Raw genomic sequence first — 26801 nt, forward strand, 5'->3', positions numbered from 1 at the left:
AATCTAAAAAGAAAAGAGAAAGACAGAGGAGGGACTTAATTGCTATGAATACCCCTGTTTCTGTAAACGAGAAGAAGGATTTTGTAAAATGGTTTTTGAATAATTACCAACTGAAACAGCGTGAATGTGTATGGATTTTGAATTATTTAATGAGTCACGACCAATTAATGCATAAAGTCCACTTCGTAGAGCATGCAAAATATTGTCCGCGTGGCTTAGTAATGTCAGCAAATTGTGTGAAAGACACACCGTTTCACTTTTTTAAACAAAATGTTATGACAACAGATGCTGAAAAATCGTTTCATGATATTCGTTTAAATCGGGATGAAGATATTTATATTCAACTCAACTTTAAATCGTCGTTCCAAAATGCAAATTATGTAGCTGTATTAGAAGAAAACCCATATTTACCAAAGCATATTGAAGTAAATGAAAAAGACCGTTTACTGGCAGAGAGATTTTTAGAAGAGAGTGTATTTTCATTTAGAAAAGAACGTCTTTTGAAACAAATTGATGAAGCGTTGGATAAGCAAGATAAGGAAGCGTTTCATAGGTTAACGGCAGAGCTAAAGACTTTATAGAATTCATTAGGATTATTAACTTTTTACAAATTTCAGAATTTTTTCAAGAAAAACTACCTATATTAGGTAGTTTTTCTTTTTTTACCTCTTTTAGTATGGTTTAATATATATAAAGTGAAAGTTCTGTCATTTTCAAGTGGAGGAGGGAAGAGACTTGAAATGGATTGTAAAAGATGTGGAACAGTTTGAGCAAGCAAGGGAGTATGTAGATACAGGGGTTATACCACTGTTATCAGTTTCGGCAGCAAAAGAAATGAAAATGGTTGTAGAACAAGGTGAATTTATTGAATTGTTGAGTATGGAGTTAGAAAGAGAATATAAAGGAAGAGTGCTTTTACTACCAGCATTTACGTATTTAGTAGAAAGTCAAAAGAAGGAAAAAGGTCGTTTGCAAGAATGGACAGATCATTTACAAAGGCAAGGTTTTAAGCACATTGCGTACGTTACAAGTGATTTTTCATGGAAAGAAGATATGCAAGAATTGCAGGGAGATTTATTTTGGTTTCCGTCATTAGCGTTAGAACAATTTAGTGATCAAGCAAAAAGAGAGCTGATTCATGCGCATATAAAAAATATAATGGTGATGTTAGAAGAAAAATGGGGAAAATAATAATAAACAGAAAGTTCTTATTATTATGAGTAGTATGATATTGACCTGTGCATGAGCGTATTATATCATGATAGTGTCCTAGTTTTTATTTTTTATATAATTTATCACGAGGGGACAATTTCTGATAGAGGGGGGAAATTTTCGTGAGCGAGAAAGAACATCGTGTGTCAAGAAGACAATTTTTAAATTACACACTTACAGGGGTAGGAGGCTTTATGGCAGCAGGTATTTTAATGCCGATGACGCGATTTGCGCTTGATCCGGTGTTAAGAAAAGAAGCGGGAACAGATATGGTTGCTGTTGCACAAGTAAAAGATATTACAACAGAACCGAAGCGTTTCGACTTTAAGGTGAAGCAGGTTGATGGTTGGTACAAGTCTGAAGAGCCAAAATCAGCTTGGGTTCATAAAGATGAAAGCGGAGACATTGTCGCATTCTCTCCAGTATGTAAACATTTAGGATGTACAGTGAACTGGAATTCGGACAAAGCACATCCGAATCAATTCTTTTGCCCATGTCACGGGGGCCGTTATACAAAAGATGGAATGAACATTAAAGGCACGCCGCCCCTTGCTCCGCTTGATGTGTACGAGTCTAAAGTGAAAGATGGAACGCTGTATTTAGGAAAAGCGAAGCCAAGAGGGGGTGGAAAGTAGATGCTAAATAAAATTTATGATTGGGTAGATGAACGATTAGATATTACACCAATATGGCGCGATATCGCTGATCATGAAGTACCTGAACATGTAAACCCGGCACATCACTTTTCTGCATTCGTCTATTGCTTTGGGGGACTTACCTTTTTCGTTACTGTAATTCAAATTTTATCTGGAATGTTTTTGACGATGTATTATGTGCCGGATATTAAAAATGCTTGGGAATCGGTTTACTATTTACAAAATGAAGTTGCTTACGGACAAATTGTTCGTGGTATGCACCACTGGGGTGCTAGTCTCGTAATTGTAATGATGTTTTTACATACACTCAGAGTTTTCTTCCAGGGTGCGTATAAAAAGCCTCGTGAGTTAAACTGGATTGTTGGTGTTCTTATTTTCTTTGTTATGTTAGGTCTTGGTTTTACCGGATATTTATTACCGTGGGATATGAAAGCGTTATTTGCTACGAAAGTAGGGATTCAAATTGCAGAGCAAACGCCGCTCATTGGTCCTTATATAAAAACATTACTCGCTGGTCATTCCGAAATTGTTGGCGCTCAAACATTAACTCGCTTCTTTGCTATTCACGTCTTCTTCTTACCAGCAGCACTTCTAGGTTTAATGGCCTTCCACTTCATCATGATTCGCAAACAAGGTATTTCCGGTCCGCTATAAGAGATTGCTAAATTAAAGGGGAAAGAACTAAAGGAGGGAGATTATGCATCGCGGCAAAGGGATGAAGTTTGTAGGAGATTCTCGGGTACCAGTAGCTCGGAAACCGAATATTCCAAAAGATTATTCTGAATACCCAGGAAAAACAGAAGCATTTTGGCCGAACTTTTTGTTGAAAGAATGGATGGTTGGTGCAGTTTTTTTAATCGGTTATTTATGTTTAACAGTGGCGCATCCATCACCGCTTGAGAGAATGGCGGATCCGACAGATGCAGGATATATACCACTTCCAGATTGGTATTTCTTATTCTTGTATCAGTTATTAAAGTATTCTTATGCTTCTGGTTCATTTACTGTAATTGGAGCATTTATTATGCCAGGTATTGCTTTTGGAGCATTACTGTTAGCTCCATTTCTTGATCGAGGTCCAGAGAGACGTCCATTGAAGCGCCCTGTAGCAACTGGATTTATGCTTTTAGCAATTGCATCGATTATCTTTTTAACTTGGGAATCTGTAGCACACCACGATTGGGAAGCTGCAAAAAAACAAGGAGCAATTGTAAAAACGGCACCAGTTGATAAAAATGATGATGGCTACAAGTTAATGCAAAAAAATACTTGTTTAACATGTCACGGTGACAATTTACAGGGCGGGGCGGCAGCGCCTGCACTGCAAAACTTAACTTTAAAACCAGAAGAAATCGCAAAAATTGCGAAAGAAGGAAAAGGTTCAATGCCTAAAGGGGTATTTAAAGGTACAGATGAAGAACTGAAAAAGCTTTCGGAATTTATTGCAAAGTATAATAAGAAGTAAAAAAAGCTGACTACAAAAATTTTGTAGTCAGCTTTTTATTTTGATGACAGTGAGTTTGCTATATAATAGAGTAGAGTTTGATGAAAAATGAAAGGTGTTGGATGTACAGCTTGGCTTACTTATATGCAGTGTTAAGACAACGCTCGGTATTATTATTTTTATTGGTTGTTAATATATTAGGTACAATTTACGGATTTATATGGTATGGAAATCAATTAAAAGAAACTTCACCTATATTTTGGCCATTTGTACCAGATAGTCCTACGGCGAGTCTCTTTTTTGTCTTTGTTTTAATTGGTTTCTTGATAAAGAAAAACTGGGGATTAATAGAGGCGCTAGCAATTGTTACTTTAATAAAATATGGTGTATGGGCTGTTGTTGTAAATGGGGTTATGATTTATGTGGAAGGTCCTATTGGTCTTATGGGGTATATGTTAATGTTATCGCATTTTGCAATGGCAGTGCAGGGAGTGTTATACGCTCCGTTTTACCGTATAAAAAAATGGCATTTTGCGGTAGCAGCTATATGGACATTACATAATGACGCAATTGATTATTTATTTTGGCAAATGCCGAGATATGGCATTATGCATTTGTTTGTAGAGAAGATTGGTTATTTTACGTTTTGGCTAAGTATTGTTGTGCTGTGCATTACATATTATTGTTGCTTACGTGAGAACAGGAAACAGTTTTCTTTATGGTAGTGAGAACATTTAGGGGGAGAAAATGAAGAAAAATAAGAGCGGTACAAAAGTATTGGATCGATTGGTTACGATAGTTGTTTCATATAGCATAGCATTTTCCGTTTTTGCACTCGCAACAATGGCGATTGTATATGGAAAATGGCTGTATTATTTTGAAATTGATTTTTTAAATATTCCAGATTTAGCGGATATGACGAAAGATGAAATTAAGAGAAATTATGATGTGCTTATTACATATTTATCTCCGTTTTATGATGGGGCATTACAATTGCCGACATTAGATATGTCTACAAATGGGCGTATACATTTTGTAGATGTTAAAAATATTTTAGTAAAGATTCAATATGTGATGTATGCGACAATTATGATAGCAGTGATAGGCGGCGTTTATTTATTAAAAAGAAAAAACGAAAAGTTTTTACTGCACGGATCGATTTTAACGATTATATTTCCGATAGCACTGATGTTACCGATTGCTATTAATTTTGAAAAGAGTTTTGTATTATTCCATAAGCTTTTATTCAGTAATGATTATTGGATGTTTGATATTGAAACGGATCCAATTATATTAATGCTACCGGAAGAGTTCTTTATGCATGCTGCCTGTGCTATTTTATTATTCATTTTAAGTGGTAGTATACTTTGTTTCAGCTTGTATAGATATTTCGTAAAAAAGAAAAGGGGTTCCAAGAAAAAATTCTCTGCTTAAAGAGAATTTTTTTGTTTTGAAAACGATAATATATTTTTCAGCCCAGTTCTGTTCTATTCTTGTCCAATTCAACATATTTTGTACTAGTAGTTATAGGGGGGACCGGGATGAAGAGAACATTAATTGGATTGATCGCATTTCTAATTATAATGTTTCCGTTACGTATATATGCTGAAGAGTGGAGTGAACTAACAGGGTTATTAGACGACTCGTTACAGTTGGTGAAGCGTAGTGAAAATGAAAAAGCAGTGCAAGTATTACAACATTTCTCGGAGCAGTTTGTAATGAAGGGGAATGAGAAGAAGCAAGAAGTAACACCGAATCACGTTAGAGTCATTTCTTTAGCATATAATACAGCGAAACAATCTCTCTTGGAAGAAGATTTAGGTAAACAAGTTAAAATTGATAATGTGTTAGCCCTGCAACTTGCTGTTGATGCGCAAGTATCGAAATATCAACCACTTTGGATGGAGAGAGAAGGGAAAGTAATGGAGGCCTTTTCTCAAATGGAAAAAGCGATGGAAAAAGAAGATGCTGGGCAGTTTCAACAAACGTTAAATACATTTTTAAAGGAATTTAATATTATTTACCCAAGCCTAATGATTGCTTTGCCGGAAAACGAGGTGCAACGTGTAAATGCTCATTTATCTTATTTGGACGAATTTCGTAACGTTATGTTAAAAACGAAAGGCGGTCAAATGCAATTAGGAATCATTAAAGGGGATTTAAAAAAGATATTTCACACAGTAAAAAAGGATGAAATTGCTCCCTCTCTCATTTGGTTTATGACAATTACTGGAGGGCTTATTTTATTCACATTAACTTATGTTGGATGGAGAAAGTATAAAGGAGAGCGAGAGAAAAGAAAAAGTAATGTCCATTCTAAAAATAGATAATGCAGATAAATAAAGATACGGATTGTAAGGTTTATTCATTGACAATAATGGCAGAAGAAAATAGAATGAGAAGTACTATAATTAAAACTTCAATGGAGGTTCATGATGTTTTATTTAATTTACTTCGCGATCATAATGATCATACCGTTGTATGCACAGTCAAGAGTACGTAGTGCCTATAGCAAGTATTCACAAGTTTATTCAACATCAGGTATGACAGGAGCGGAAGTGGCTCGCAAAATTTTAGATGAAAATGGATTATACAACGTAGCTGTGGAAGAAACACCAGGTCACTTATCAGACCATTATGATCCAACTGCCAAAACGGTTCGATTATCAACAGATAACTATTATGGTCATTCAGTTGCTGGTACAGCAGTTGCAGCACACGAAGTAGGACATGCGATTCAAGATGCACAAGATTATAACTTTATGCGTATTCGTCATTCGTTAGTTCCTGTGGCAAATTTTGGATCGAATATATCATGGGTATTTATTATGATTGGTATATTTGCGACAATGTCAAAACTATTGTTATTAGGAATTATTTTAATGGCAGCAGGTGTTGTGTTCCAACTTGTTACATTACCAGTTGAGTTTGATGCATCAAAACGTGCAATGCAACAAATCGAAGCGCTAGGTATCGTATCAACAGATGAATATGGCCAAGCTCGTAAAGTATTAAATGCGGCAGCATTAACATATGTAGCAGCTGCAGCTGTAGCGGTATTTGAATTATTACGTCTCGTATTAATGTATACTGGTATGCAGCGTAGCGACGACTAAAGACTATCAATTATGATAGTCTTTTTTTGTTTTGTAGATTAAATCTTATAACGTGTTACAAATGGAAATAATAGAATTGATGAGGAAAGGTGGTGGGTGAAATTAAATATCCAGATCATTTAGTAAAACAAGTGAAGGAGCGTAGCGCTTCTTATCAGCTAGAAGGTTTTTTAAGTGGACGAGGTCCTGAAAATCCAAAATTTATGTTGCTAGGAGAAGCACCAGGTGAAACAGAAATTCATAATGGGATTCCGTTTAGCGGGAGAGCGGGAAAACAATTGATGGGTTTTTTAGAACGGATTGACGTTACAAGGGAAGAAGTATATATTACGAGCGCTGTTCGGAGTAGGCCTTATAAATGGAGAGAGAAAAAAGAACGAAATGGTGAAATTATACAGAAAAAGTATAATAGGACGCCAAATCAAAGAGAAATAATTGCCCATGCCCCTTTGTTAGATTATGAATTAGAGAAAATAAACCCGAAGCTTATCGTCACACTTGGTAATATTGCATTACAGCGTTTAGTTGGTAAAAATAATAAAATTACGGATGTTCATGGAGAATTGTTCAAGCAACCTGTGCAACAACTGAAAGATAGTAGTGGTACAGAATTTATATGGACAGAAAAAGAATATGCTATTTTTCCAACCTTTCATCCAGCTTCAATTTTTTATAACCGGAGTTTATTGGAGTTGATTTATGAGGATTTAGAGAAGCTGAAGCAACATATATCAATAAAAAACTAGAAAAGCTAAGTAGCTTTTCTAGTCATATTAATTATGTAACGGATTTTTATTTTCATCTAGTGTAAACCCTTCACCAACTACATCATGTACATCACTTACAGCAACAAAGGCATGAGGATCTACAGAAGTAATAATATTTTTTAATTTCACGATTTCATTTTTAGCAACAACGCAATATAATACGTTCCGTTCCACTTTTGTATACGATCCAACAGCTTTTAAAAAGGTTGCTCCGCGCTCCATGTCGGATAAAATTTTTGAAGCAATTTCATCGTTTTTATCCGAAATAATAGTCGCTCCTTTCGCCGCATAAGCTCCTTCTTGCATAAAATCAATGACTTTCGCTCCGATAAAAACAGCCACTAACGTGTACATACCCTCGCGATATGATAAATAAGTAAGGATAGAGACGATAATAACGACGGCATCAAACATAAACATCGTTTTTCCCATGCTCCAGCCAACATATTTATGAGCTAACCTTGCGATAATATCTACACCGCCAGTAGTGCCGCCGTATTTAAATATTATTCCAAGTCCAATACCGATAAATGCCCCGGCGAACAAAGCAGCGAGTGTCATATCATTTTGTAAGTTTAAATGTAAGTTGAGTATTTCGTAGCGCTGGAAAATCCATAGGAATAAAGATACGCTAAATGTACCTATTAAAGTGTACAAAAATGTCGTTCGGCCGAGTAATTTCCAACCGATGAAAAATATAGGAATATTTAAAATTAAGTTTGTATAGGAAGGGTCAAGCGAAAATAGAAAATATAATAATAGCGTAATACCGGTAAATCCACCCTCTGCAAGGTGATTTTCGATATTGATATTTACAATACCGAAAGAGAAAATAGCGGAACCGATTAAGATGAAAATGATATTTCGAATTTTCAAGTTTGCTTTCATGTAGAAATCCCCCTAATTATGTAGAATGCATTGCTCCGCTGAAACGGTAAAACATAATGATAAGTAATTTCTAGTTGCTAGTGAAAATAGTAAAAGCCGTAGGAACCCGATTGGTGTGGGCTGATCTTTTGCAAAAACCGCAAAAGAAAGTTTCACTTTACCCCGTTCCAACGGCTGGTAGGAGATAAAGCTCTGAAGAAAGGCGAACCAGCTGTAAGAACCCGATTGGTTCAACTAATCTTTTGCAAAAACCGCAAAAGAAAGTTTCACTTTATTATAGTCTATCCAAAAAAGGGTCGCAAATAGGTGTTTGGTAGGGAATAATATTTGTCAAATCGCGATGAATTGGCTAACATGAAAGAGGAAGGATTAGAGGTGAATTGTATGGAAGCGAAAACGATGAAGGATATGCAGAAAGAAGTAGATGCATATATTGGTCAGTTTAAAGAAGGTTATTTCAGTCCGCTTGCAATGATGGCTCGTTTAACGGAAGAAATGGGAGAGCTAGCGAGGGAAGTAAACCATTATTATGGTGAGAAACCGAAGAAAACAACTGAGAAAGAACGAAGTATTGAAGAAGAGCTTGGAGATGTATTATTTGTTATGATTTGTATGGCAAATAGTTTAAATATTGATTTAGAAACAGCGCATAACATTGTAATGGAGAAATTTAATACACGTGATAAAGATCGCTGGACACGTATTGATGAGGGAGAGAAAAAATAATGAAAGAAATTAAAGTAATTATCGCTGGACCAAGAGGACGTATGGGACATGAAGCAGTCCTTCTTATGGAAAGAACAGAACATTTCAATTTAGTAGCAGCAGTGGACTATAAGCATGGCGGAGAGAAGATTTCCGATTTACCTGGTATGCCGATGTTAGACACACCAGTTTACGCAGATTTACATACTTGTTTAGATGAAGTAGAAGCAGATGTATTATTAGATTTAACAACACCGGAAGTTGGAAAGAAGCATGTGACACTTGCAGTTGAACGTGGACTTCGATCTGTTATTGGTACAACTGGATTTACTGAAGAAGAACTAAAGCAATTAACAGAAAATGCAAAAGAAAAAGAAGTAGGAACAATTATCGCTCCAAACTTTGCAATTGGTGCAGTTCTTATGATGAAATTCTCACAAATGGCAGCGAAGTACTTCCAAGATGTTGAAGTAATTGAATTACATCATGATCAAAAATTAGATGCACCATCTGGTACAGCTGTAAAAACGGTAGAATTAATTCGTCAAAATCGTGTGCCAAAAGAGCAAGGACACCCGAATGAAACGGAACAATTAGCAGGAGCACGTGGTGCAAATGTAGACGGTATTCACATTCATAGTGTGCGTTTACCAGGACTTATTGCGCACCAAGAAGTAATGTTCGGCGGGGATGGACAAATGTTAACAGTTCGTCATGATTCATTCAATCGTGCATCATTTATGTCAGGTGTAAAACTATCAATTGAGACAGTAATGAGCCTGGATCATCTTGTGTACGGTTTAGAAAATATTATCGACTAAAGGGGAGACAACGGATGAAAATTGCCTTAATCGCACATGACAAAAAGAAAAATGATATGGTTTCGTTTGCATACGCATATAAACCGATTTTTGAAAAACATGAGTTATTTGCAACAGGAACGACAGGACTTCGCATTATGGAAGCGACTGGTTTAGTTGTAACAAGATATCAATCGGGTCCTCTTGGCGGTGATCAAGAAATTGGTGCGATGATTGCAAAAAATGATATGGATATGGTGATTTTCTTCCGTGATCCATTAACAGCACAACCGCATGAACCTGATGTGAATGCGTTGCTTCGTTTGTGCGATGTATATGCGATTCCACTTGCAACGAATATGGCAAGTGCTGAAATGTTAATGCACGCATTAGAGCGAGGAGATTTAGATTATCGCAAGTTAAGAAAATGAGGGGAACAATTATGAGTGGATTACATATATTAGCGTTTGGTGCTCATGCCGATGATGTTGAAATCGGCATGGCTGGTACCATTGCAAAATATACAAAGCAAGGGTATGAAGTAGGTATTTGTGATTTAACAGAAGCTGATCTTTCTTCAAATGGAACGGTAGAATTGAGAAAAGAAGAAGCGAAGGCCGCTGCTCGTATAATGGGAGTAAAGACGAGACTGAATTTAGCGATGCCAGACCGTGGTTTGTATATGAAAGAAGAGTATATACGTGAAATTGTAAAGGTGATCCGTACATATAAACCAAAACTAGTTTTTGCACCGTATTATGAAGATCGTCATCCAGATCATGCAAATTGTGCAAAGCTTGTGGAAGAAGCTATTTTTTCAGCAGGAATCCGAAAATATATGCCAGAATTTCCACCGCATCGTGTAGAGTCATTTTATAATTATATGATTAATGGTTTTCATAAACCGAATTTTTGTATAGATATTAGTGAGTACCTATCGCAAAAAGTGGAAGTATTAGAAGCGTATGAAAGTCAGTTTTCAACAGGGAGTGATGGTGTGAAGACGCCGTTAACAGAAGGTTACGTTGAAACTGTGGTCGCTCGTGAGAAGATGTTTGGAAAAGAAGTGGGAGTCTTGTATGCCGAAGGATTTATGAGTAAGAAACCCGTTTTATTACATGCTGATTTAATAGGGGGATGTAAATGAGATTGAAAATAGGTATTACATGTTATCCTTCTGTAGGTGGTTCTGGAGTTGTTGGAACAGAATTAGGGAAGCAATTGGCGGAGCGCGGGCATGAAATTCATTTTATTACATCGGGTTTACCATTCCGGTTAAATAAAGTGTATCCAAACATTTATTTTCATGAAGTGACGGTAAATCAATACTCTGTATTTCAATATCCACCATACGATTTAGCGTTAGCGAGTAAAATGGCAGAGGTTGCACAAAGAGAAAACTTAGATATTTTACATGTGCATTACGCAATACCACATGCAATTTGTGCGTATTTAGCAAAACAAATGATTGGAGAGCGCATTAAAATTGTTACAACCTTGCATGGAACAGATATTACTGTGTTAGGTTCCGACCCTTCGTTAAATAATTTAATTCGTTTTGGTATTGAGCAGTCGGATGTTGTTACGGCTGTCTCGCATTCATTAATTAATGAAACGCATGAGCTTGTAAAACCAAATAAAGATATTCAAACGGTATATAACTTTATAGACGAACGTGTATATTTCAAGCGTGATATGTCTCAATTAAAGAAAGAATACGGTATAAGTGAGAGTGAAAAGATACTGATTCATATTTCAAATTTCCGTAAAGTGAAACGTGTACAGGACGTTGTGCAGGCATTTGCTAAAGTTGCTAAAGAAGTAGATGCGAAGTTGCTTCTTGTTGGGGACGGACCAGAATTTTGTACGATCTTACAGTTAGTGAAGAATTTACATATTGAAGATCGCGTCTTATTCCTAGGAAAACAAGATAATGTTGCAGAGTTACTTACGATGAGTGACTTAATGTTGCTTCTATCAGAGAAGGAAAGTTTTGGCCTTGTTTTATTAGAAGCGATGGCGTGTGGTGTACCTTGTATCGGAACAAGGGTTGGAGGTATTCCAGAGGTCATTCAACATGGTGAAACAGGCTATTTATATGAAGTTGGTGATATAACAGGCGTAGCAAACCAAGCTATTCAGCTGTTAAAGGATGAGGAACTTCACCGTAATATGGGAGAACGAGCAAGAGAAAGTGTTTACGAGCAGTTCCGCTCAGAAAAAATCGTCTCACAATATGAAACGATTTACTATGACATACTAAGGGATGACAAAAATGGAAAGATTTAAAAAAGCTAGTTCTATTATTGAGACATTAAAACAACAAGGACATGAGGCTTACTTTGTTGGCGGGAGCGTACGAGATCTTATCATTGATAGGCCAATTGGAGATATTGATATTGCGACATCTGCTTTACCAGAAGAAGTGATGGGAATATTTCCAGGGCATGTTCCTGTTGGTCTTGAGCATGGAACTGTCATTGTTGTAGAAAATGGTGAACCTTATGAGGTAACCACTTTTCGAACAGAAAGCGAATATGAAGATTTTCGAAGACCTAGTAGTGTTCAATTTGTTCGTTCATTAGAAGAAGATTTAAAGCGTCGTGATTTTACAATGAATGCGATTGCCATGACAGAAGAAGGCGAAATGGTTGATTTATTTGCTGGGCAGGAAGCGATTCAAAAGAGAGAGATTGTAACAGTTGGAAATGCAGCTGATCGCTTTCAAGAAGATGCCTTACGAATGATGCGCGGTATTCGATTTGTAAGTACGTTAGGATTTTCTTTAGAAACAAAAACGAAGCAAGCGATTGAAACGTATGGACATTTGCTGGAACATATAGCAATTGAGCGTATTACAGTGGAGTTTGAGAAACTGTTAACGGGTACATATTGTACAAAGGGCCTCCAAGAGTTAGTGGAGACGAAGCTATTTTCTCATTTGCCCTATTTACAAATGTCAGAAGAGAGACTGTTAAAAGCTACGCAGTACAAATGGGATTCTTTTGAAACAGATATTGAGGCATGGGCATTTTTCTTATATTGTATCGGAGAAGAGCATCCATCTGTCTTTTTACGCCAATGGAAGTTTTCGAATAAAAAAATAAAAGATATTGTCGCAGTTTTATTAACTATCCGTACTAGAAAGGAGAAGGAGTGGGATACATTCCTTCTTTATAAAACGGGAATTCATATCGCTGAAATGGCAGAGAGAGTATATGAAGCGATGATTGAAAGCTATGACCCTACATCTGTTAAACGAGTACAAACATTGTTTCAAGCATTGCCAATAAAGAGCCGTCAAGAAATGAATGTGACGGGGAATGAACTATTAAAATGGGCAAATAAAAAGCCTGGTCCGTGGGTTGCTGAAATAATTCAAAAAATTGAAGAAGCAATCGTACAAGGAAATGTAGTTAATGAGAAAGAGAGTATAAGGGAGTGGCTGCAAGGATGCAATCTACTATAAGAAAACAGTTATTGCAAGTTTTTTCAGAATCGGATGGCGAGTTTGTATCTGGCCAAACGATTAGTGATAAACTTGGTTGTTCAAGAACCGCTGTATGGAAACATATGGAAGACCTTCGAAACGAAGGGTATGAACTTGAAGCTGTACGTCGATTAGGTTATCGCATTGCGAGTAAGCCAGACAAAGTGACTGCTAATGAAATTCAGTTAGGGCTACAAACGAAGCGAATTGGTAGAACAGTGTATTTTGAAGAAACTGTTGAATCTACGCAGCATATTGCGGCAAAACTTGCTTATGAGGGTGCAGAAGAAGGAACGATTGTTGTGGCAGAAGAACAAACAGCGGGAAGAGGTCGTTTAAGTAGAAAATGGTATTCACCAAAAGGAACAGGAATTTGGATGAGTATTATTTTACGTCCATCGATCCCGGTTCATCATGCACCGCAGCTTACTTTGTTAGCGGCTGTTAGTGTTGCGCAAGCAATCGAAAAATGTACAGGTGTAAACGTAGGAATAAAATGGCCGAATGATATTTTAATCCAAGGTAAAAAAGCTGTAGGTATATTAACAGAAATGCAAGCGGATCCTGATAAAATTAATGCTGTCATTATGGGCATTGGTATTAATGCGAATCAAAAGCAAGAACATTTTGACGAAGAAATTCAGCACATTGCTACTTCATTAGCGATTGAATCAGGTAAGCCAATTGTTCGTGCAGAGCTTATGCAACAAATCTATTTCCAACTAGAAAAATTATACGAAGAGTATTTACAAAATGGCTTCTCTGTAATTAAAATTCTTTGGGAAAGTTACGCTGTAAGCATCGGGAAAGAAATTACCGCCCGAACGATGAGAGAGACGATTACGGGGGTAGCAAAAGGTATTACAGAGGATGGTGTATTACTTCTGGAGGACCATGAAGGGAAAGTACATCATATTCATTCTGCAGATATCGAAATTAAGTAAAAAGAAGTTCCTCTTTTGGAACTTCTTTTTATTTCAATATTTTTGAGTTGAATTCGTAAATTGATAATAAATTCTTATTATCGTCTGTCTATTTGGCCTTGCATGTTATTTGACGATTACTTTGCCCTCCATTCCTTTAAGGAGATGATATCGGCATATTAATTCATATGTACCAGTATTTTTAGGTTTCACAGTAATATTTTTTTCTTTTCCTGGCTCGACTACGACGTCAATGCCGAGTTTTTTTACTGTAAAGGTGTGTTCGTTTTTACCTTTATTTTTTAATAGTAATGTTGTTGATTCTTCAATTGGAATCGTGATAACATTTGGCTTAAAGTAATCATCATTTAGCTCGACTTCAATCACTTTTGCTGGCTCAACAGGTTGTGTTACGACGTTAACTGAGGCAAATGCATGGAAGGAGCTAAAAGTTATTATCCCTATAATCATCACAAGCAAACCGATGAATCGAAATAACCATTTGTTCATAGACATTCGCAATTCTCCTTTTGTAAGTATGTTTCCTCAATTAACCTGCATCATTATTGAAAGAGTTATACTATGCATGTAAACAAACTATTTATCTTTTTATAATTTGAGTTATTTATGGGAATTTCACATACCGTAATAGGAATAAAAATTATTTTTTCAAAAAAATGTAGTAATTTCTTTTTGTAATTTGCTATAATTAGTTCGAATATGGGCAGTATCGGAGCGAACTGCACCATAATTCGAAGCAATACGAAAAAATAATAACTTGGATTCTGCCTTGATCCAATAACGGACTGGGACAGAGGGATGAATAATGCCGACTAACACACAACCCTTCTGCCCTTTTATGGCCAGAGGGGTTTTTTATATGATTTCGGCCATCTCCTCTCTCCTGTATAAAGGAGGAGTAGTTTTTGAAAACAAAAACAGACTTTTTGAAGATGAAAGAGCAAGGTGAGCCGATTACAATGCTAACGGCGTATGATTATCCTTCTGCTCAATTAGCAGAAGAAGCTGAAGTTGATATGATTTTAGTTGGAGATTCTCTTGGGATGGTTGTACTTGGATACGATTCAACAGTACCTGTAACAGTAGAGGATATGATTCATCATACGAAAGCTGTACGCCGCGGAGCAAAAGAAACTTTTATTGTAACTGATATGCCGTTTATGTCTTATCACGTATCATTACAAGAAACGATGGTGAATGCACGCCGCATCGTTCAAGAGAGTGGGGCACATGCACTGAAAGTAGAAGGTGCTGGAGAAGTTATATCAACGATTCATTATTTGACGAATGCAGGAATTCCTGTCGTAGCACATTTAGGTTTAACCCCTCAATCTGTAGGTGTATTGGGTGGATATAAAGTGCAGGGAAAAGATGCTGAAAGTGCAAAGAAATTAATAGAAGATGCAAAGAAATGTGAGGAAGCTGGTGCGATAGCGCTTGTATTAGAATGTGTGCCAATGCAGCTGGCAGAACTAATTTCGAAGCAACTAACAATTCCTACAATTGGCATTGGAGCAGGACAGAAAGTAGATGGGCAAGTTCTTGTATATCATGATCTTATATCATATGGCGTAAAGCGTGTTCCGAAGTTTGTGAAACAATATACGTCTGTTCAAGAGGAGATTGTGCGAGGGATTTCGCAATACGTTGCTGAAGTAAAGACAGGGCAATTTCCGGAAGAAAAACATTCGTTCACAATGAAAGAGGAAGAATGCTTAGCGTTATACGGGGGAAAACAATAATGAAAATTGTAACTACAGTGCAAGAGATGCAGCAAATTACAAACGAACTTCGTGCAAGTGGAAAAAGTATTGGTTTTGTCCCAACGATGGGTTATTTACATGAAGGGCATGCGACTTTATTACGTAAGGCAAGAGAAGAAAATGAAATTGTAGTTTTAAGCGTGTTTGTAAATCCGCTACAGTTTGGACCGAATGAAGATTTAGATCGATACCCTCGTGATATTGATAGAGATGAAAATGTAGCAAAAGAAAACGGTGTTGATTATTTATTTTATCCGAGTGTAGAAGAAATGTACCCGGCAGAACAAACAACTACAGTAGAAGTTGTGAAACGTACTGACGTATTATGCGGCAAACAAAGACCTGGTCATTTTGCAGGAGTTGCGACTGTACTCATGAAACTATTTAATATTGTAATGCCAAGTCGTGCTTATTTCGGTATGAAGGATGCACAGCAAGTCGCTGTAATTGAAGGATTTGTAACTGATTTTAATATTCCAGTTACGATTGTACCAGTCGATATCGTAAGAGAAGAAGACGGATTAGCGAAAAGTTCACGTAACGTGTATTTATCACAAGAAGAACGTGCAGAGGCTCCTCATTTATACCGCAGTCTATGTATAGCGAGAGAACGCATTGAGGAAGGCGTACGTAATCCAGAAATCATTACGAATCTTGTAAAAGAGCATATCGAGACGTATACGAAAGGCACTGTAGATTATGCGGATTTATATGCATATCCTTCATTGGCAATAGTAGATAAACTTGAAGGACGAATCATTTTAGCGATTGCAGTTAAGTTTGAAAATGTACGATTAATTGACAATATAACATTAACGGTTAAATAAGGGGGAGCATCTATGTTTCGCACAATGATGAGAGCAAAGTTACACCGTGCCACTGTAACGGAGGCAAATTTGAATTATGTAGGTAGTATTACAATTGATGAAGATTTAATGGATGCAGTAAATATTGTAGAAAACGAAAAAGTACAAATTGTAAATAATAATAATGGTGCTCGCTTAGAGACATACGTTATTAAAGGGGAACGCGGTAGTGGTGTTGTTTGTTTAAACGGTGCTGCAGCAAGACTTGTACAACCAGGGGACAAAGTAATTATTATTTGTTATGGACTAGTTACGGAAGAAGAGGTTCATAAACAAGAACCAAAAATTGCGGTGTTAGACGATCAGAACCAAATTATTGAAATGTTAGGCGCTGAAAAAGCGGGTACGATATTATAAGTAGGAAAGGCTATCTCTATTAAAGAGGTAGCTTTTTTGTGCATCTTTTCATTAAGATAAGATAAAACGTGGTATAGTAACATTATATAATTTTTGTGTTTGATAGGTAAGAAATTGAGGTGTTACATATATGAGTAAGCGTTATGTCGTTGTTGATTTAGAGACGACGGGGAACTCCTGGAAAGATGGGAAGGATAAAATTACCCAAATTGCAGCTGTTGTAGTAGAAGATGGAGAGATATTAGAGATTTTTTCATCTTTTATTAATCCGAAGAGAGAGATTCCGCCATTTATTACAGAGTTAACAGGGATTGATGAGAGTATGGTTAAGCAAGCCCCGTTATTTCAAGATATAGCCCCGATGGTTGTTGAGCTATTACAAGGTGCAGCTTTCGTTGCACATAACGTTCACTTTGATTGGAATTTTTTAACGGAAGAATTAAGGCAGGCTGGATATACAGAAATACATTGTCCAAAAGTTGATACAGTTGAGTTGGCGCAAATTCTTTTGCCAACGGCTGATAGTTATAAATTACGTGATTTAGCTAAACAACATGAACTCGAGCACGATCAACCGCATCGTGCGGATAGTGATGCTCTTGCAACAGCGGAATTATTTTTACAATTTTTAACTGAAATTGAAAAGTTACCACTTGTCACGTTGCAATCGCTTTATGAATTAAGTGATGTTTTCCAAAGTGATATAGCTGATGTGCTTTCTGAAAATATTTTAAAGAAAGTAATGCACGGCAAAGAAGATATAGCAGAGTATGAAGTACATCGAAATATTGCGCTACGGAAGCGGAACTATTCTTTAAGCCTTGGAGATACGTGTTCATCGAAGTTTGATGCTTTCTTGAATAAAACGATGGATAAATTGGAATTACATATGCCAAAGTTTGAAAGAAGAGAAAGTCAGCAAATGATGATGAAAGAGATATATACGGCATTAAGAGATTCTCGTTTTTCTCTTATTGAAGCAGGTACAGGGACAGGAAAGACGCTTGCTTATTTATTGCCTAGCCTTTATTTTGCAAAGAAAAAAGAAGAACCTGTCATTATAAGTACACAAACGGTACAACTCCAACAACAAATATTGGAAAAAGAAATTCCGTTGTTACAAAAAATAATGCCATTTGTATTTGAGGTAGCTCTTCTAAAAGGAAGAAAGCATTACCTTTGTTTACATAAATTTGAGTATGCTTTGCAAGAGGAAGAAAAAAATTATGATATGGCACTTACGAAGGCGAAGATTTTAGTTTGGCTACTGCAAACTGAGACGGGTGATCGTGACGAATTAAATATTCCTGAGGGTGGAAAGTTACTCTGGAATCGTATTTGTAGCGATGCATATAGCCCAGGCGGTATGCAAAGTAATTGGTTTAGTCGTTGTTTTTACCAGCGAGCAAAGAATAAAGCTTTATTTGCAGATATCGTTATTACAAATCATGCGCTATTATTCCAAGATTTTTCAAGTGAAGAACCATTATTTGCTTCATGCGAACATATTATTTTCGATGAAGCTCATCATATTGAAGAGGCAGCGAGTAGAACATTAGGTGAACAGTTCTCCTGTATGTATTTTCAATTGATTTTATCTCGTCTCGGTACACTAGAAACGGATGATGTGCTGTCTAAAGTATATAAAATGATGAAAAAATCAGAACAAGCATCTCGTTCGACTTTCCGTATGATAAGTCATAGTTTGAAGGAACTAAAATTTGATGCGGATGAACTATTCCAAATGTTACGCACTTTTATATTTAAACAAACGAAGCAAGAGCAAGGACCGAACAATATGCCGCTCATTTATCGATATAACACAGAAGTAGAGAAAGGCAAGTTGTGGGATAGTATTGTTGAATTAACAAATCGTTTTGTATATGAATTAAGAAGATTAGTGAATAATCTTGAGAAACAAGTGAATATATTGCAAAGTAAGTTAGAATGGGAGATGCATGTTGTTACAGGTGAATTTATGCATTTAATTGAGTTACTAAGAAAGATGGCAGAATCGTTACAGTTACTCGTATTAGAAAAAAATTCATATGTAACTTGGATGGAGACGGAAACAAAAGGGACGATTCATTCCACTGTTTTATATGCACAGCCTGTTCATATTGGTGAAAGATTTGCTGATGAATTTTTAACAGAAAAAAAGAGTGTTATTTTTACATCTGCAACATTAACAGTTAACGACACATTTGATTATATAAAAGAGGAGCTTGGCTTACATGATTTTGCTCCAAACACATTAAAAGTTCCATCGCCATTTCGTTATGATGAACAAATGAAGTTAATGGTTTCAACGGATGTGCCTTTTATTAAGCAAGTAAGTAATGAGGAATATATTGAATCTGTATCGGAACATATTGCAAAGATAGCGAAAGCTACAAAAGGTAGAATGCTCGTTTTATTTACTTCGTATGAAATGCTGAAAGAAGCATATACGAATTTGAAAAATAATGATGAATTAGAAGGTTATTTATTATTAACACAAAGTGTGAATAATAGAAGTCGAAGCCGCTTAATTCGAAAGTTTCAAGAGTTCGACAAATCGATTTTGTTAGGTACGAGTAGTTTTTGGGAAGGGATAGATATTCCAGGAGATGCCTTAAGTTGTCTAGTCATTGTCCGTCTTCCGTTTACACCTCCTCATCAGCCAATGATGGAAGCGAAAGGTGAGTGGTTAAAAAATCAAGGTGAGGACGTATTCGCTAAATTAGCGCTCCCGCAAGCAATATTACGTTTTAAACAAGGGTTCGGACGTTTAATTCGAACGAATACAGACACGGGAACCGTAGTAGTGTTAGATCGTCGTTTGACGAGTTCTTCCTATGGAAAACGATTTTTACAATCCATTCCGAATGTACCTCTTTATGAGGGACCGTTAGAAGAATTACTAGTGCACTTAGAAGAGCCATCAAGTTAATAAATTTTGGAAGAAAAATACGCCTGAAGTATTTAGAAACTTCAGGCGTAAAAAATGTGGGTAGGAGGAATTTTATTTTTCTTACTTCTTGTATACAAAATGTATCGGTTTTCGACTTGAAACCTTTTTTTGCTGTACATGTCCTGCTATAATAGATGGGTGATGAAGCAGGGGTTGTAAAGAATGTACTCTTATTGTAACCGCATTGCGTTCTTCTATAATTAGAAATTTTTGTGTAACGGAGGAGTTTTTTCATGGAGAAGAAAATCGAAGTACTATCAACGACGCGTATTAAATATTCGTCTGATTTGTATAAAATTGTTGATAGTTTAAATCGTACGTTAAAAGAGCAGGACCTCATGTTCGGATTAGCACTGGACGAAAAAGACAAAGAAACAGCTGTATTTACCATTTACAGAACGTAGTGATACAATGAAAAAGTGGATCTTTGCAATCATTATCGTTATCGTTGCTAGCGGAATATATGGGGCGTATGTTTATAATAAAACGATGGAAAAGAAAATTCCAAAAGAATCAAAATCTGTAGAAATTGCTAAAGAAAAAGCAAAGCTTACAAAGGTAAAATCGGTTGATTATTATAACGGAAAATCTTCATATACAGTCGTACAAGGTACGGATGAAAAAGGAGAACCAATTATTGTTTGGGTACCTGATAAAAAAGGAAATGTTCTTGTGAAGAAAAAGAGTGAAGGCATTTCTGAGAAAGAAGCTTTACAAAAACTGGCAGAGCAAGCGACTGGAAAAGGCGATGAGCCGAAGCCAAAGCCAAAACAAATTGTAAAAGTAAAATTAGGTGCTGAAAACGATATTCCGTTGTGGGAAATTACATATATTGATCAGGAAGATCGTTATACGTATTATTATCTAGAATTTCAAAATGGGGAATATGCTGCACATTACAGCATTGAAAAATAGATGTAGGGGGAACCACAAATGAAATTAGCAAAGCGAGTAGCTGCTTTAACACCGTCTTCAACTTTAGAAATTACAGCAAAGGCACAAGCATTAAAAGCTGAAGGTCATGATGTAATTGCATTAGGGGCAGGGGAACCTGACTTTAATACACCAGAGCATATTATGGAATCGGCGCATAAAGCGATGTTAGAAGGACATACGAAATATACACCAACAGGTGGTTTGCAAGCGTTAAAGCAAGAAATCGTGAAAAAATTTACTCGCGATCAAGGCATTAAGTATGACCCATCTGAAATTATTGTATGTAATGGTGCAAAACATGCTTTATATACATTATTCCAAGTGTTACTTGATGAAGGAGATGAAGTTATCATCCCAACTCCTTACTGGGTAAGCTATCCAGAACAAGTAAAGCTTGCTGGCGGTAATCCGGTTTATGTAGAAGGTCTAGAAGACAATGAGTACAAAATTACAGCAAAGCAGTTACGTGAGGCAATTACAGAAAAAACGAAAGCAGTTATTATTAATTCACCGAGCAATCCAACAGGAATGATTTATAGCAAAGAAGAATTACAACAGCTTGGAGAAGTATGTTTAGAACATAATATTTTAATCGTTTCAGATGAAATTTATGAGAAGTTAATTTATGGTGGTGCAGAATATACTTCAATTGCCCAGCTTTCTAATGCATTAAAAGAACAAACCCTAATTATTAATGGTGTATCTAAATCTCATTCTATGACAGGATGGCGTATTGGATATGCAGCAGGAAATAAGCAGCTTATTAAAGCGATGACGAACTTAGCGAGTCATAGTACGTCAAACCCTACTTCAATTGCTCAATACGGCGCAATTGCGGCATATGCAGGCTCACAACAACCTGTAGAAACAATGCGTCAAGCGTTTGAAGAACGATTAAACATTATTTATGATAAATTAATTCAAATCCCTGGCTTTACTTGTATTAAGCCACAAGGTGCATTTTACTTATTCCCTAACGTGAAAGAAGCTGTAGCTTTATCAGGATATGATACAGTTGATGAGTGGGCAAAAGCTTTATTAGAAGAGGAAAAAGTAGCTCTTGTACCAGGTACAGGATTTGGGGCTCCAAATAATGTCCGTTTATCATATGCGACATCTCTTGAACAAGTAGAGAAAGCATTAGAACGCATTCATACGTTCATGAAAAGTAAAGTGCAAGCTTAATTGTATATTTTATTCATGTAATACAAAAAACCTCCCTACATAAGGGAGGTTTTTTTGACGAATTGTGGCAAAAAGAAATAGTGAAAGGTGTGTTATACTAGAGAGCGAGGTGTTTGGTGATGAAAAAGAAAATGATGTTACAGTGGTTTGAGCAGGGAAGTATTGCAATTCCAAAATTACTTATGATGCATTATAAAAAATTAGGTTTAAATGAGACGGAATTTATGGTTGTACTTCATGTACACACATTTTTAGAATCGGGTAATTCGTTTCCGACTCCTTCAGAGATTTCAGAACGGATGACGATAACGGAAATGAAGTGTATGGAAGTAATTCAGGCATTGATTCAAAAAGGTTTTTTATCACTAGAAGGTGGACAAAGATCAGAAGCGATGATGTGCGAAAGTTATTCGTTACAACCGTTATGGGAAAAAATATTGCATTTCTTAATGGATGAATCAATAGAGGAAGAACAAAAAGAAAAAAAACAGCTGCAAGTAAATTTATATACAGTATTTGAAAAAGAATTTGGAAGACCACTTTCGCCATTTGAATGTGAAACGTTAGGAATGTGGGAAGACCAAGATCAACATCATCCGAATTTAATTCAAGCGGCCTTGAGGGAAGCGGTGATGAGTGGTAAGTTGAATTTCCGCTATATTGACCGTATTTTATTTGAGTGGAAAAAGAATGGCATTAAAACAGTAGATCAAGCTCAAAATCAAGGACGGAAATTTAGAGCGAATCAGCAGCGAACGCAACAAACAACGAAACAAGAGACGAAATTTACTGGGAAAGTGCCTTTTTATAATTGGTTGGAGCAGTAATGTAGGAGGAAGTATATGTTAAATAAAACGCAAATTCGTTATTGTTTAGACACAATGGCGGATATGTATCCAGAAGCGCATTGTGAATTAATTCATGATAATCCGTTTGAACTTGTAATCGCGGTAGCATTATCTGCACAATGTACAGATGCACTTGTAAATAAGGTGACGAAAAATTTATTTCAAAAATATAAAACGCCTGAAGATTATTTAAGTGTTTCTCTAGAAGAATTACAACAAGATATACGCTCTATTGGATTGTATAGAAATAAAGCAAAAAACATTCAAAAGTTATGCCAAATGTTATTAGATGATTATAATGGAGAAGTACCGAGAGACCGGGATGAACTTACGAATTTACCAGGTGTAGGAAGGAAGACAGCAAATGTTGTCGTATCAGTAGCATTTGGAATGCCAGCAATTGCTGTTGATACGCATGTGGAACGAGTGAGTAAACGATTAGCAATTTGCAGATGGAAAGACACTGTATTAGAAGTGGAGAAAACGTTAATGAAGAAAGTTCCGATGGATGAATGGAGCGTTACACATCACCGTATGATTTTCTTTGGGCGTTATCACTGTAAAGCGCAGCGACCACAATGTGAAGAGTGCCGGCTGCTAGAAGTATGTCGTGAAGGAAAGAAGCGAATGAAGGGGAAATAAAGGATGGAGCGAGTTATAGAAATACCGAAAGAATTTCGATACTTACCATTTTTTAAAGAAGGCGTAAATTCGATTGCGTATAATATAGAACAATCATTTGAAGAAATAATACAAAATGCTTACTTTATATTTGATATGGAAAGACGATATGAGCCATGGAATGAAATTGAAAAAAGTGTTCCTGCGATGTTGCATGTATGGAAAAGCAAGCATGAAGAAATTGCTATACTATTTCGAAACAGAAAAAAACAAGAAGCTGAAGGTCCAATGATTCTTTTTGCAGCGCACTTGCTATCGATTGTTTATTGGCTAAATGACAAGCCTGTTCATAGTTTGAATGAAATGCAAGTAAATACGAATAAATTGGAAGTACAACCTGTTAATTTTATGGAGCGATATTCATTTATTATAAAGAAACCGAGTAATTATCATTCTTATATTCAATTAGCACAGTTGTATATCGAAATAGAAAAGCTATATGTAAAGAAAATGATAACAAAAAAGAAGTCCGTTTCTCGTTAAGAGAAAGGACTTCTTTTTGTTTATTAAGACTCTGTTGTAACAACATTTCCGTCTGCGTGAGGTGTATCTTCTCCGGTATTCTGTTGTTGTTCTTCTTCAGCTTTTTTCTTAGCTTCTTCTTCAGCCTTTTTCTTAGCTTCTTCTTCAGCTTTTTTCTTAGCCTCTTCTTCAGCAGCTTTCTTTTGAGCTTCTTCTTGCTGTTTACGTTGTTGCTCTTGTTGCTGCTGTTGCTGTTCTTGCTGTTTTCGCTGTTCTTCTTCAGCTTTCTTTTGAGCTTCTTCTTGTTTTAGTTTGTCTTCATTAGCTTTTTTCTGTTCTTCTTCAGTTTTTTTCTTAGCTTCATCTTCAGCCTTTTTCTTAGCTTCGTCCTCAGCTTTCTTAGCATCTGGAACTCCTCCAGGAGCAGTGAAGGATGCGCCAACTGCAGGGCTTGTTCCTGTGCCTTTTTTCGCTACTACAGAGAAGCTGTAAGTAACACCTGGTTTAATTCCACCAAGAGTAGCTGTTGTACCATTTATTGATAGGCTACCGCTTGAACCGTCAGTAGCTTTATAGCTTGCTGCATATGCATCAACTTCTGCCGGGCCAGACCATTTTAGTGTAACAGTGCTAGCGCCGTCGAAAGTAACATTGAGGCCGCTAGGTGCATCTACTTTAATTTGTTTAATCGCATCTTTTTTCGCACCTTTTACATATAACTCTCCGTTTATTTCTTGTACAGAAGAAGGACGTTCGAAACGAGAGTTATCTGTAGCAAATTTGCTCATCATTACTTGGAACATTTGCTGTGCAATTCTGGTAGAGCGATCACCAATATAATTTTCTGGACCATCTTTTTCGTAACCAGTCCATACAGCCATCGTATATTGAGGTGAATAGCCAGCGAACCAGCTATCTCTGTTCGCATCAGCTGGGATACCATATTTTTTTATAACTGATTCATCAAAGTTTTGTGTTCCTGTTTTACCTGCTACATCAACACCTGGAACGTATGCTGTTGGACCTGTACCGCCAGAACCAGGTTTTACTACGTCACGTAGAACGTCAGTAATCATGTAAGCTGTATAGTCGTGCATTGCACGTTGTTCTTTCGGTTTAAAGTTTTTCTTTTTCCCATCTGGGAAGATAACTTCTTTTACGAAGTGAGGCTTGTTATACACACCGTCATTACCAAATGCGGCATACGCCCCTGCTAATTCTAATGGGGAACTATCGTTACTACCAATTGCTGTTGATTCATACGCTGTGCCGTCTTTAAATGTCATACCTAAGCTTTCAGCAAAAGCTTGTGACTTAGGAATACCAACCGCTTGGGCTGTTTTTAAAGCAGGGATGTTTAATGATTTTTTCAAAGCTTCACGTAGTGAAACGTCACCTTTGTAACTATTTGTTGCATTTCGTATTTTTTTACCATTGGAATACGTATACTCTGAGTCATTTAATTGATGGTATGTAGACCATTGTAAATTCTCAATTGCTGGGCCGTAGTCGAAAATTGGTTTCATTGTTGAACCGACTTGGCGTTTTAAATCAGTGGCCATATTATGACCTTTGAAAGTAGACTTACTTTCTTTACGCCCAGCACCAATTGCTCGAACTTCTCCAGATTGTGTATCCATAAATACGAATGATCCTTGGAATTGATCGTTCGGATATTTAATAAGATTGCCATCCATAATTTTATCAGCGTAATCTTGAGCATCTTGATCAAGTGTTGTATGAATCGTTAAACCATCTGAACCGATATTTACATCCGGATATTCTTTTTCAACTTCCTTTACAACAGCATCTAAAAATGCTTGATACTTCATTTCAGTTACTTCTGAAGATGGTTGAAGACCCTCAGTTACAGGGATTTTCATTGCGTTATTCATTTCATCTTTTGTTATATAACCATGTCGATTCATTAATGATAATACGACGTTACGACGTTGTGTAGCTCGTTCAACGTTGTCTGGTTTTGTTGGATCATAAATATTTGGACCTTGGGGCAAACCAGCAAGCATTGCAGCTTCATGTAACTGTAAGTCTTTTAAATCTTTGTTATAATATTTTTTGGCTGCTGTTGCAATACCGTACGAACGGTTACCTAAGTTAATCTTGTTTAAGTACATTTCTAAAATCTCATGTTTAGAGTATTGTTGCTCTAATTTGTAAGATAAGTACCATTCTTGTACTTTTCTCTTGGCAGTTTTGTCCATTGTTAGAAAATAATTTTTAACTACTTGTTGCGTAATCGTACTACCACCTTGGGAACCGAAACCACCAGTGATATTTTCCATAACTGCTTTAGTAGTTCGTCTAAAATCAATTCCATTGTGATCATAGAAGCGTGAATCCTCAGTCGCAAGGAATGCATTTTCAACTACTTTCGGAATTTGGTCGTAAGTAACATGGGTTCGTTTTTCAGCACCGTATTCATAGAAGAAATTTCCGTTTTTATCAAGAAACTTTGTAGATAAAGGATTAACAAGTTTTGATTTGTCTAATTTTGGAGCGTCCTTTACCATTACAAAGAAAGCGGAAACGCTAGCTATGAGACCAACGATACCAAGAAGTAGACAACCTATAAGGAATTTCTTGAAAAAGGAGCCTTTTTTCTTTGGTTTTTCTTCTTTATTTGTTTCTTTCTTTTGATTTTTCACATGATTTCGTTCTGTACGAGAACGATAATTATCTGACATTATACTTTCTCCTACCTTTCATT

The 26801-nt window shown here is 36.5% G+C and carries 30 protein-coding genes; 27 read left to right on the forward strand and 3 right to left on the reverse strand.

Translation table 11 applies throughout. The features are described 5' to 3' along the window. Positions 1–44: 44 nt before the first annotated feature. The 10 genes from COE49_RS16510 to COE49_RS16555 all read left to right on the forward strand — a co-directional run bounded on the left by COE49_RS16510 (position 45) and on the right by COE49_RS16555 (position 7174). On the forward strand, positions 45–581 hold the full coding sequence (locus tag COE49_RS16510) for a ReoY family proteolytic degradation factor (RefSeq protein WP_088231578.1): 537 nt from the start codon (positions 45–47) through the stop codon (positions 579–581). A gap of 136 nt (positions 582–717) precedes the next feature. Further along, positions 718–1191, forward strand: a complete 474-nt coding sequence (locus COE49_RS16515; RefSeq protein WP_098357330.1) for a YpiF family protein — start codon at positions 718–720, stop codon at positions 1189–1191. A gap of 143 nt (positions 1192–1334) precedes the next feature. Further along, positions 1335–1847 (forward strand): menaquinol-cytochrome c reductase iron-sulfur subunit, encoded by a 513-nt coding sequence (gene qcrA, locus COE49_RS16520; protein WP_088231576.1) that lies wholly within the window; start codon positions 1335–1337, stop codon positions 1845–1847. Continuing rightward, entirely contained in the window at positions 1848–2522 is a 675-nt protein-coding gene (gene qcrB / locus COE49_RS16525; RefSeq protein ID WP_000932700.1) for a menaquinol-cytochrome c reductase cytochrome b subunit, read from the forward strand. Positions 2523–2565: 43 nt separating this feature from the next. Beyond that, entirely contained in the window at positions 2566–3333 is a 768-nt protein-coding gene (gene qcrC / locus COE49_RS16530; RefSeq protein ID WP_000554602.1) for a menaquinol-cytochrome c reductase cytochrome b/c subunit, read from the forward strand. Positions 3334–3443: 110 nt separating this feature from the next. Beyond that, complete coding sequence (gene lhaT / locus COE49_RS16535) at positions 3444–4037, forward strand: lipoprotein heptaprenylglyceryl N-acetyltransferase LhaT (RefSeq protein ID WP_098252632.1); 594 nt, start codon at positions 3444–3446, stop codon at positions 4035–4037. 22 nt (positions 4038–4059) lie between these two features. Further along, the gene (gene lit, locus COE49_RS16540) at positions 4060–4746 is read left to right on the forward strand and encodes a lipoprotein intramolecular transacylase Lit (protein WP_088231575.1); all 687 of its coding nucleotides are present in this window, start codon (positions 4060–4062) and stop codon (positions 4744–4746) included. Between the two features lie 107 nt (positions 4747–4853). After that, on the forward strand, positions 4854–5642 hold the full coding sequence (gene ypjB / locus COE49_RS16545; protein ID WP_088231574.1) for a sporulation protein YpjB: 789 nt from the start codon (positions 4854–4856) through the stop codon (positions 5640–5642). A 102-nt stretch (positions 5643–5744) separates the two neighbouring features. Continuing rightward, positions 5745–6428 (forward strand): zinc metallopeptidase, encoded by a 684-nt coding sequence (locus tag COE49_RS16550; RefSeq protein WP_011109966.1) that lies wholly within the window; start codon positions 5745–5747, stop codon positions 6426–6428. Positions 6429–6520: 92 nt separating this feature from the next. Beyond that, positions 6521–7174 carry a uracil-DNA glycosylase gene (locus COE49_RS16555; protein ID WP_140417412.1) on the forward strand — a complete coding sequence of 218 codons (654 nt, stop codon included), beginning with the start codon at positions 6521–6523 and terminating at the stop codon, positions 7172–7174. Between the two features lie 27 nt (positions 7175–7201). On the opposite strand, the gene COE49_RS16560 is transcribed toward COE49_RS16555, so the two are convergent. Further along, positions 7202–8083, reverse strand: a complete 882-nt coding sequence (locus tag COE49_RS16560) for a YitT family protein (RefSeq protein ID WP_088231573.1) — start codon at positions 8081–8083, stop codon at positions 7202–7204. A gap of 384 nt (positions 8084–8467) precedes the next feature. Between COE49_RS16560 and COE49_RS16570 the strand changes: the two genes are divergently transcribed. From COE49_RS16570 to COE49_RS16600, 7 genes are read left to right on the forward strand one after another with little or no spacing between them, the layout of a single operon-like run. Beyond that, positions 8468–8809 carry a nucleotide pyrophosphohydrolase gene (locus COE49_RS16570; protein WP_088231686.1) on the forward strand — a complete coding sequence of 114 codons (342 nt, stop codon included), beginning with the start codon at positions 8468–8470 and terminating at the stop codon, positions 8807–8809. Next, complete coding sequence (gene dapB / locus COE49_RS16575; protein ID WP_088231571.1) at positions 8809–9609, forward strand: dihydrodipicolinate reductase; 801 nt, start codon at positions 8809–8811, stop codon at positions 9607–9609. The genes COE49_RS16570 and dapB overlap by 1 nt, the downstream gene beginning before the upstream one ends. 14 nt (positions 9610–9623) lie before the next feature. Next, positions 9624–10019, forward strand: a complete 396-nt coding sequence (gene mgsA / locus COE49_RS16580; protein ID WP_000684760.1) for a methylglyoxal synthase — start codon at positions 9624–9626, stop codon at positions 10017–10019. Between the two features lie 11 nt (positions 10020–10030). Further along, on the forward strand, positions 10031–10735 hold the full coding sequence (gene bshB1 / locus COE49_RS16585) for a bacillithiol biosynthesis deacetylase BshB1 (protein WP_088231570.1): 705 nt from the start codon (positions 10031–10033) through the stop codon (positions 10733–10735). Next, positions 10732–11877, forward strand: coding sequence for an N-acetyl-alpha-D-glucosaminyl L-malate synthase BshA (gene bshA / locus COE49_RS16590; RefSeq protein ID WP_088231569.1), 1146 nt, complete (start codon positions 10732–10734; stop codon positions 11875–11877). The genes bshB1 and bshA overlap by 4 nt, the downstream gene beginning before the upstream one ends. Then, entirely contained in the window at positions 11864–13057 is a 1194-nt protein-coding gene (locus COE49_RS16595; RefSeq protein ID WP_098945964.1) for a CCA tRNA nucleotidyltransferase, read from the forward strand. Before bshA ends, COE49_RS16595 begins: the two co-directional genes overlap by 14 nt. Next, positions 13042–14022, forward strand: coding sequence for a biotin--[acetyl-CoA-carboxylase] ligase (locus tag COE49_RS16600; RefSeq protein WP_088231567.1), 981 nt, complete (start codon positions 13042–13044; stop codon positions 14020–14022). Before COE49_RS16595 ends, COE49_RS16600 begins: the two co-directional genes overlap by 16 nt. 105 nt (positions 14023–14127) lie before the next feature. Here the strand turns inward: COE49_RS16600 and COE49_RS16605 are convergent, their stop codons facing one another. Beyond that, complete coding sequence (locus COE49_RS16605; protein WP_088231566.1) at positions 14128–14517, reverse strand: cupredoxin domain-containing protein; 390 nt, start codon at positions 14515–14517, stop codon at positions 14128–14130. 410 nt (positions 14518–14927) lie between these two features. Here COE49_RS16605 and panB point away from each other — a divergent pair, with 410 nt between their 5' ends. The 10 genes from panB to COE49_RS16660 all read left to right on the forward strand — a co-directional run bounded on the left by panB (position 14928) and on the right by COE49_RS16660 (position 24094). Next, positions 14928–15764, forward strand: coding sequence for a 3-methyl-2-oxobutanoate hydroxymethyltransferase (gene panB / locus COE49_RS16615; RefSeq protein WP_088231565.1), 837 nt, complete (start codon positions 14928–14930; stop codon positions 15762–15764). Then, entirely contained in the window at positions 15764–16612 is an 849-nt protein-coding gene (gene panC, locus COE49_RS16620) for a pantoate--beta-alanine ligase (RefSeq protein ID WP_088231564.1), read from the forward strand. Before panB ends, panC begins: the two co-directional genes overlap by 1 nt. 12 nt (positions 16613–16624) lie before the next feature. Then, positions 16625–17008: an aspartate 1-decarboxylase gene (panD, locus tag COE49_RS16625; protein WP_000490187.1), complete on the forward strand. Its 384-nt coding sequence runs from the start codon at positions 16625–16627 to the stop codon at positions 17006–17008. 130 nt (positions 17009–17138) lie between these two features. Beyond that, a complete protein-coding gene (gene dinG, locus COE49_RS16630) occupies positions 17139–19940 on the forward strand; it encodes an ATP-dependent DNA helicase DinG (RefSeq protein WP_098945965.1) in 2802 nt (933 codons plus the stop codon). A gap of 254 nt (positions 19941–20194) precedes the next feature. Further along, positions 20195–20365, forward strand: a complete 171-nt coding sequence (locus tag COE49_RS16635; RefSeq protein WP_000412179.1) for a YpmA family protein — start codon at positions 20195–20197, stop codon at positions 20363–20365. Positions 20366–20372: 7 nt separating this feature from the next. Beyond that, positions 20373–20876 carry a cell wall elongation regulator TseB-like domain-containing protein gene (locus tag COE49_RS16640; protein ID WP_088231562.1) on the forward strand — a complete coding sequence of 168 codons (504 nt, stop codon included), beginning with the start codon at positions 20373–20375 and terminating at the stop codon, positions 20874–20876. Between the two features lie 18 nt (positions 20877–20894). Further along, entirely contained in the window at positions 20895–22082 is a 1188-nt protein-coding gene (gene aspB / locus COE49_RS16645) for an aspartate transaminase AspB (protein ID WP_088231561.1), read from the forward strand. Between the two features lie 119 nt (positions 22083–22201). Continuing rightward, positions 22202–22909 (forward strand): DNA replication protein DnaD, encoded by a 708-nt coding sequence (dnaD, locus tag COE49_RS16650; protein ID WP_088231560.1) that lies wholly within the window; start codon positions 22202–22204, stop codon positions 22907–22909. A gap of 15 nt (positions 22910–22924) precedes the next feature. Next, positions 22925–23572: an endonuclease III gene (gene nth / locus COE49_RS16655; protein WP_088231559.1), complete on the forward strand. Its 648-nt coding sequence runs from the start codon at positions 22925–22927 to the stop codon at positions 23570–23572. A 3-nt stretch (positions 23573–23575) separates the two neighbouring features. Beyond that, positions 23576–24094, forward strand: coding sequence for a YpoC family protein (locus COE49_RS16660; protein WP_088231558.1), 519 nt, complete (start codon positions 23576–23578; stop codon positions 24092–24094). Positions 24095–24117: 23 nt separating this feature from the next. On the opposite strand, the gene COE49_RS16665 is transcribed toward COE49_RS16660, so the two are convergent. Continuing rightward, the gene (locus COE49_RS16665; protein ID WP_088231557.1) at positions 24118–26778 is read right to left on the reverse strand and encodes a PBP1A family penicillin-binding protein; all 2661 of its coding nucleotides are present in this window, start codon (positions 26776–26778) and stop codon (positions 24118–24120) included. Between the last annotated feature and the right edge of the window lie 23 nt (positions 26779–26801).

The sequence above is a fragment of the Bacillus sp. AFS029637 genome (assembly GCF_002584985.1).
Lineage (GTDB): Bacteria > Bacillota > Bacilli > Bacillales > Bacillaceae_G > Bacillus_A.

Excerpts from the sequence above, each read along its gene's own strand:
- COE49_RS16510 (WP_088231578.1), top strand. The coding sequence starts at position 45 with ATGAATACCCCTGTTTCTGTAAACGAGAAGAAGGATTTTGTAAAATGG.
- qcrB (WP_000932700.1), top strand. The coding sequence starts at position 1,848 with ATGCTAAATAAAATTTATGATTGGGTAGATGAACGATTAGATATTACA.
- qcrC (WP_000554602.1), top strand. The coding sequence starts at position 2,566 with ATGCATCGCGGCAAAGGGATGAAGTTTGTAGGAGATTCTCGGGTACCA.
- lit (WP_088231575.1), top strand. The coding sequence starts at position 4,060 with ATGAAGAAAAATAAGAGCGGTACAAAAGTATTGGATCGATTGGTTACG.
- ypjB (WP_088231574.1), top strand. The coding sequence starts at position 4,854 with ATGAAGAGAACATTAATTGGATTGATCGCATTTCTAATTATAATGTTT.
- COE49_RS16550 (WP_011109966.1), top strand. The coding sequence starts at position 5,745 with ATGATGTTTTATTTAATTTACTTCGCGATCATAATGATCATACCGTTG.
- COE49_RS16560 (WP_088231573.1), bottom strand. The coding sequence starts at position 8,083 with ATGAAAGCAAACTTGAAAATTCGAAATATCATTTTCATCTTAATCGGT.
- COE49_RS16570 (WP_088231686.1), top strand. The coding sequence starts at position 8,468 with ATGGAAGCGAAAACGATGAAGGATATGCAGAAAGAAGTAGATGCATAT.
- dapB (WP_088231571.1), top strand. The coding sequence starts at position 8,809 with ATGAAAGAAATTAAAGTAATTATCGCTGGACCAAGAGGACGTATGGGA.
- mgsA (WP_000684760.1), top strand. The coding sequence starts at position 9,624 with ATGAAAATTGCCTTAATCGCACATGACAAAAAGAAAAATGATATGGTT.
- bshB1 (WP_088231570.1), top strand. The coding sequence starts at position 10,031 with ATGAGTGGATTACATATATTAGCGTTTGGTGCTCATGCCGATGATGTT.
- bshA (WP_088231569.1), top strand. The coding sequence starts at position 10,732 with ATGAGATTGAAAATAGGTATTACATGTTATCCTTCTGTAGGTGGTTCT.
- COE49_RS16595 (WP_098945964.1), top strand. The coding sequence starts at position 11,864 with ATGGAAAGATTTAAAAAAGCTAGTTCTATTATTGAGACATTAAAACAA.
- COE49_RS16600 (WP_088231567.1), top strand. The coding sequence starts at position 13,042 with ATGCAATCTACTATAAGAAAACAGTTATTGCAAGTTTTTTCAGAATCG.
- COE49_RS16605 (WP_088231566.1), bottom strand. The coding sequence starts at position 14,517 with ATGTCTATGAACAAATGGTTATTTCGATTCATCGGTTTGCTTGTGATG.
- panC (WP_088231564.1), top strand. The coding sequence starts at position 15,764 with ATGAAAATTGTAACTACAGTGCAAGAGATGCAGCAAATTACAAACGAA.
- panD (WP_000490187.1), top strand. The coding sequence starts at position 16,625 with ATGTTTCGCACAATGATGAGAGCAAAGTTACACCGTGCCACTGTAACG.
- dinG (WP_098945965.1), top strand. The coding sequence starts at position 17,139 with ATGAGTAAGCGTTATGTCGTTGTTGATTTAGAGACGACGGGGAACTCC.
- COE49_RS16635 (WP_000412179.1), top strand. The coding sequence starts at position 20,195 with ATGGAGAAGAAAATCGAAGTACTATCAACGACGCGTATTAAATATTCG.
- COE49_RS16640 (WP_088231562.1), top strand. The coding sequence starts at position 20,373 with ATGAAAAAGTGGATCTTTGCAATCATTATCGTTATCGTTGCTAGCGGA.
- aspB (WP_088231561.1), top strand. The coding sequence starts at position 20,895 with ATGAAATTAGCAAAGCGAGTAGCTGCTTTAACACCGTCTTCAACTTTA.
- dnaD (WP_088231560.1), top strand. The coding sequence starts at position 22,202 with ATGAAAAAGAAAATGATGTTACAGTGGTTTGAGCAGGGAAGTATTGCA.
- nth (WP_088231559.1), top strand. The coding sequence starts at position 22,925 with ATGTTAAATAAAACGCAAATTCGTTATTGTTTAGACACAATGGCGGAT.
- COE49_RS16660 (WP_088231558.1), top strand. The coding sequence starts at position 23,576 with ATGGAGCGAGTTATAGAAATACCGAAAGAATTTCGATACTTACCATTT.
- COE49_RS16665 (WP_088231557.1), bottom strand. The coding sequence starts at position 26,778 with ATGTCAGATAATTATCGTTCTCGTACAGAACGAAATCATGTGAAAAAT.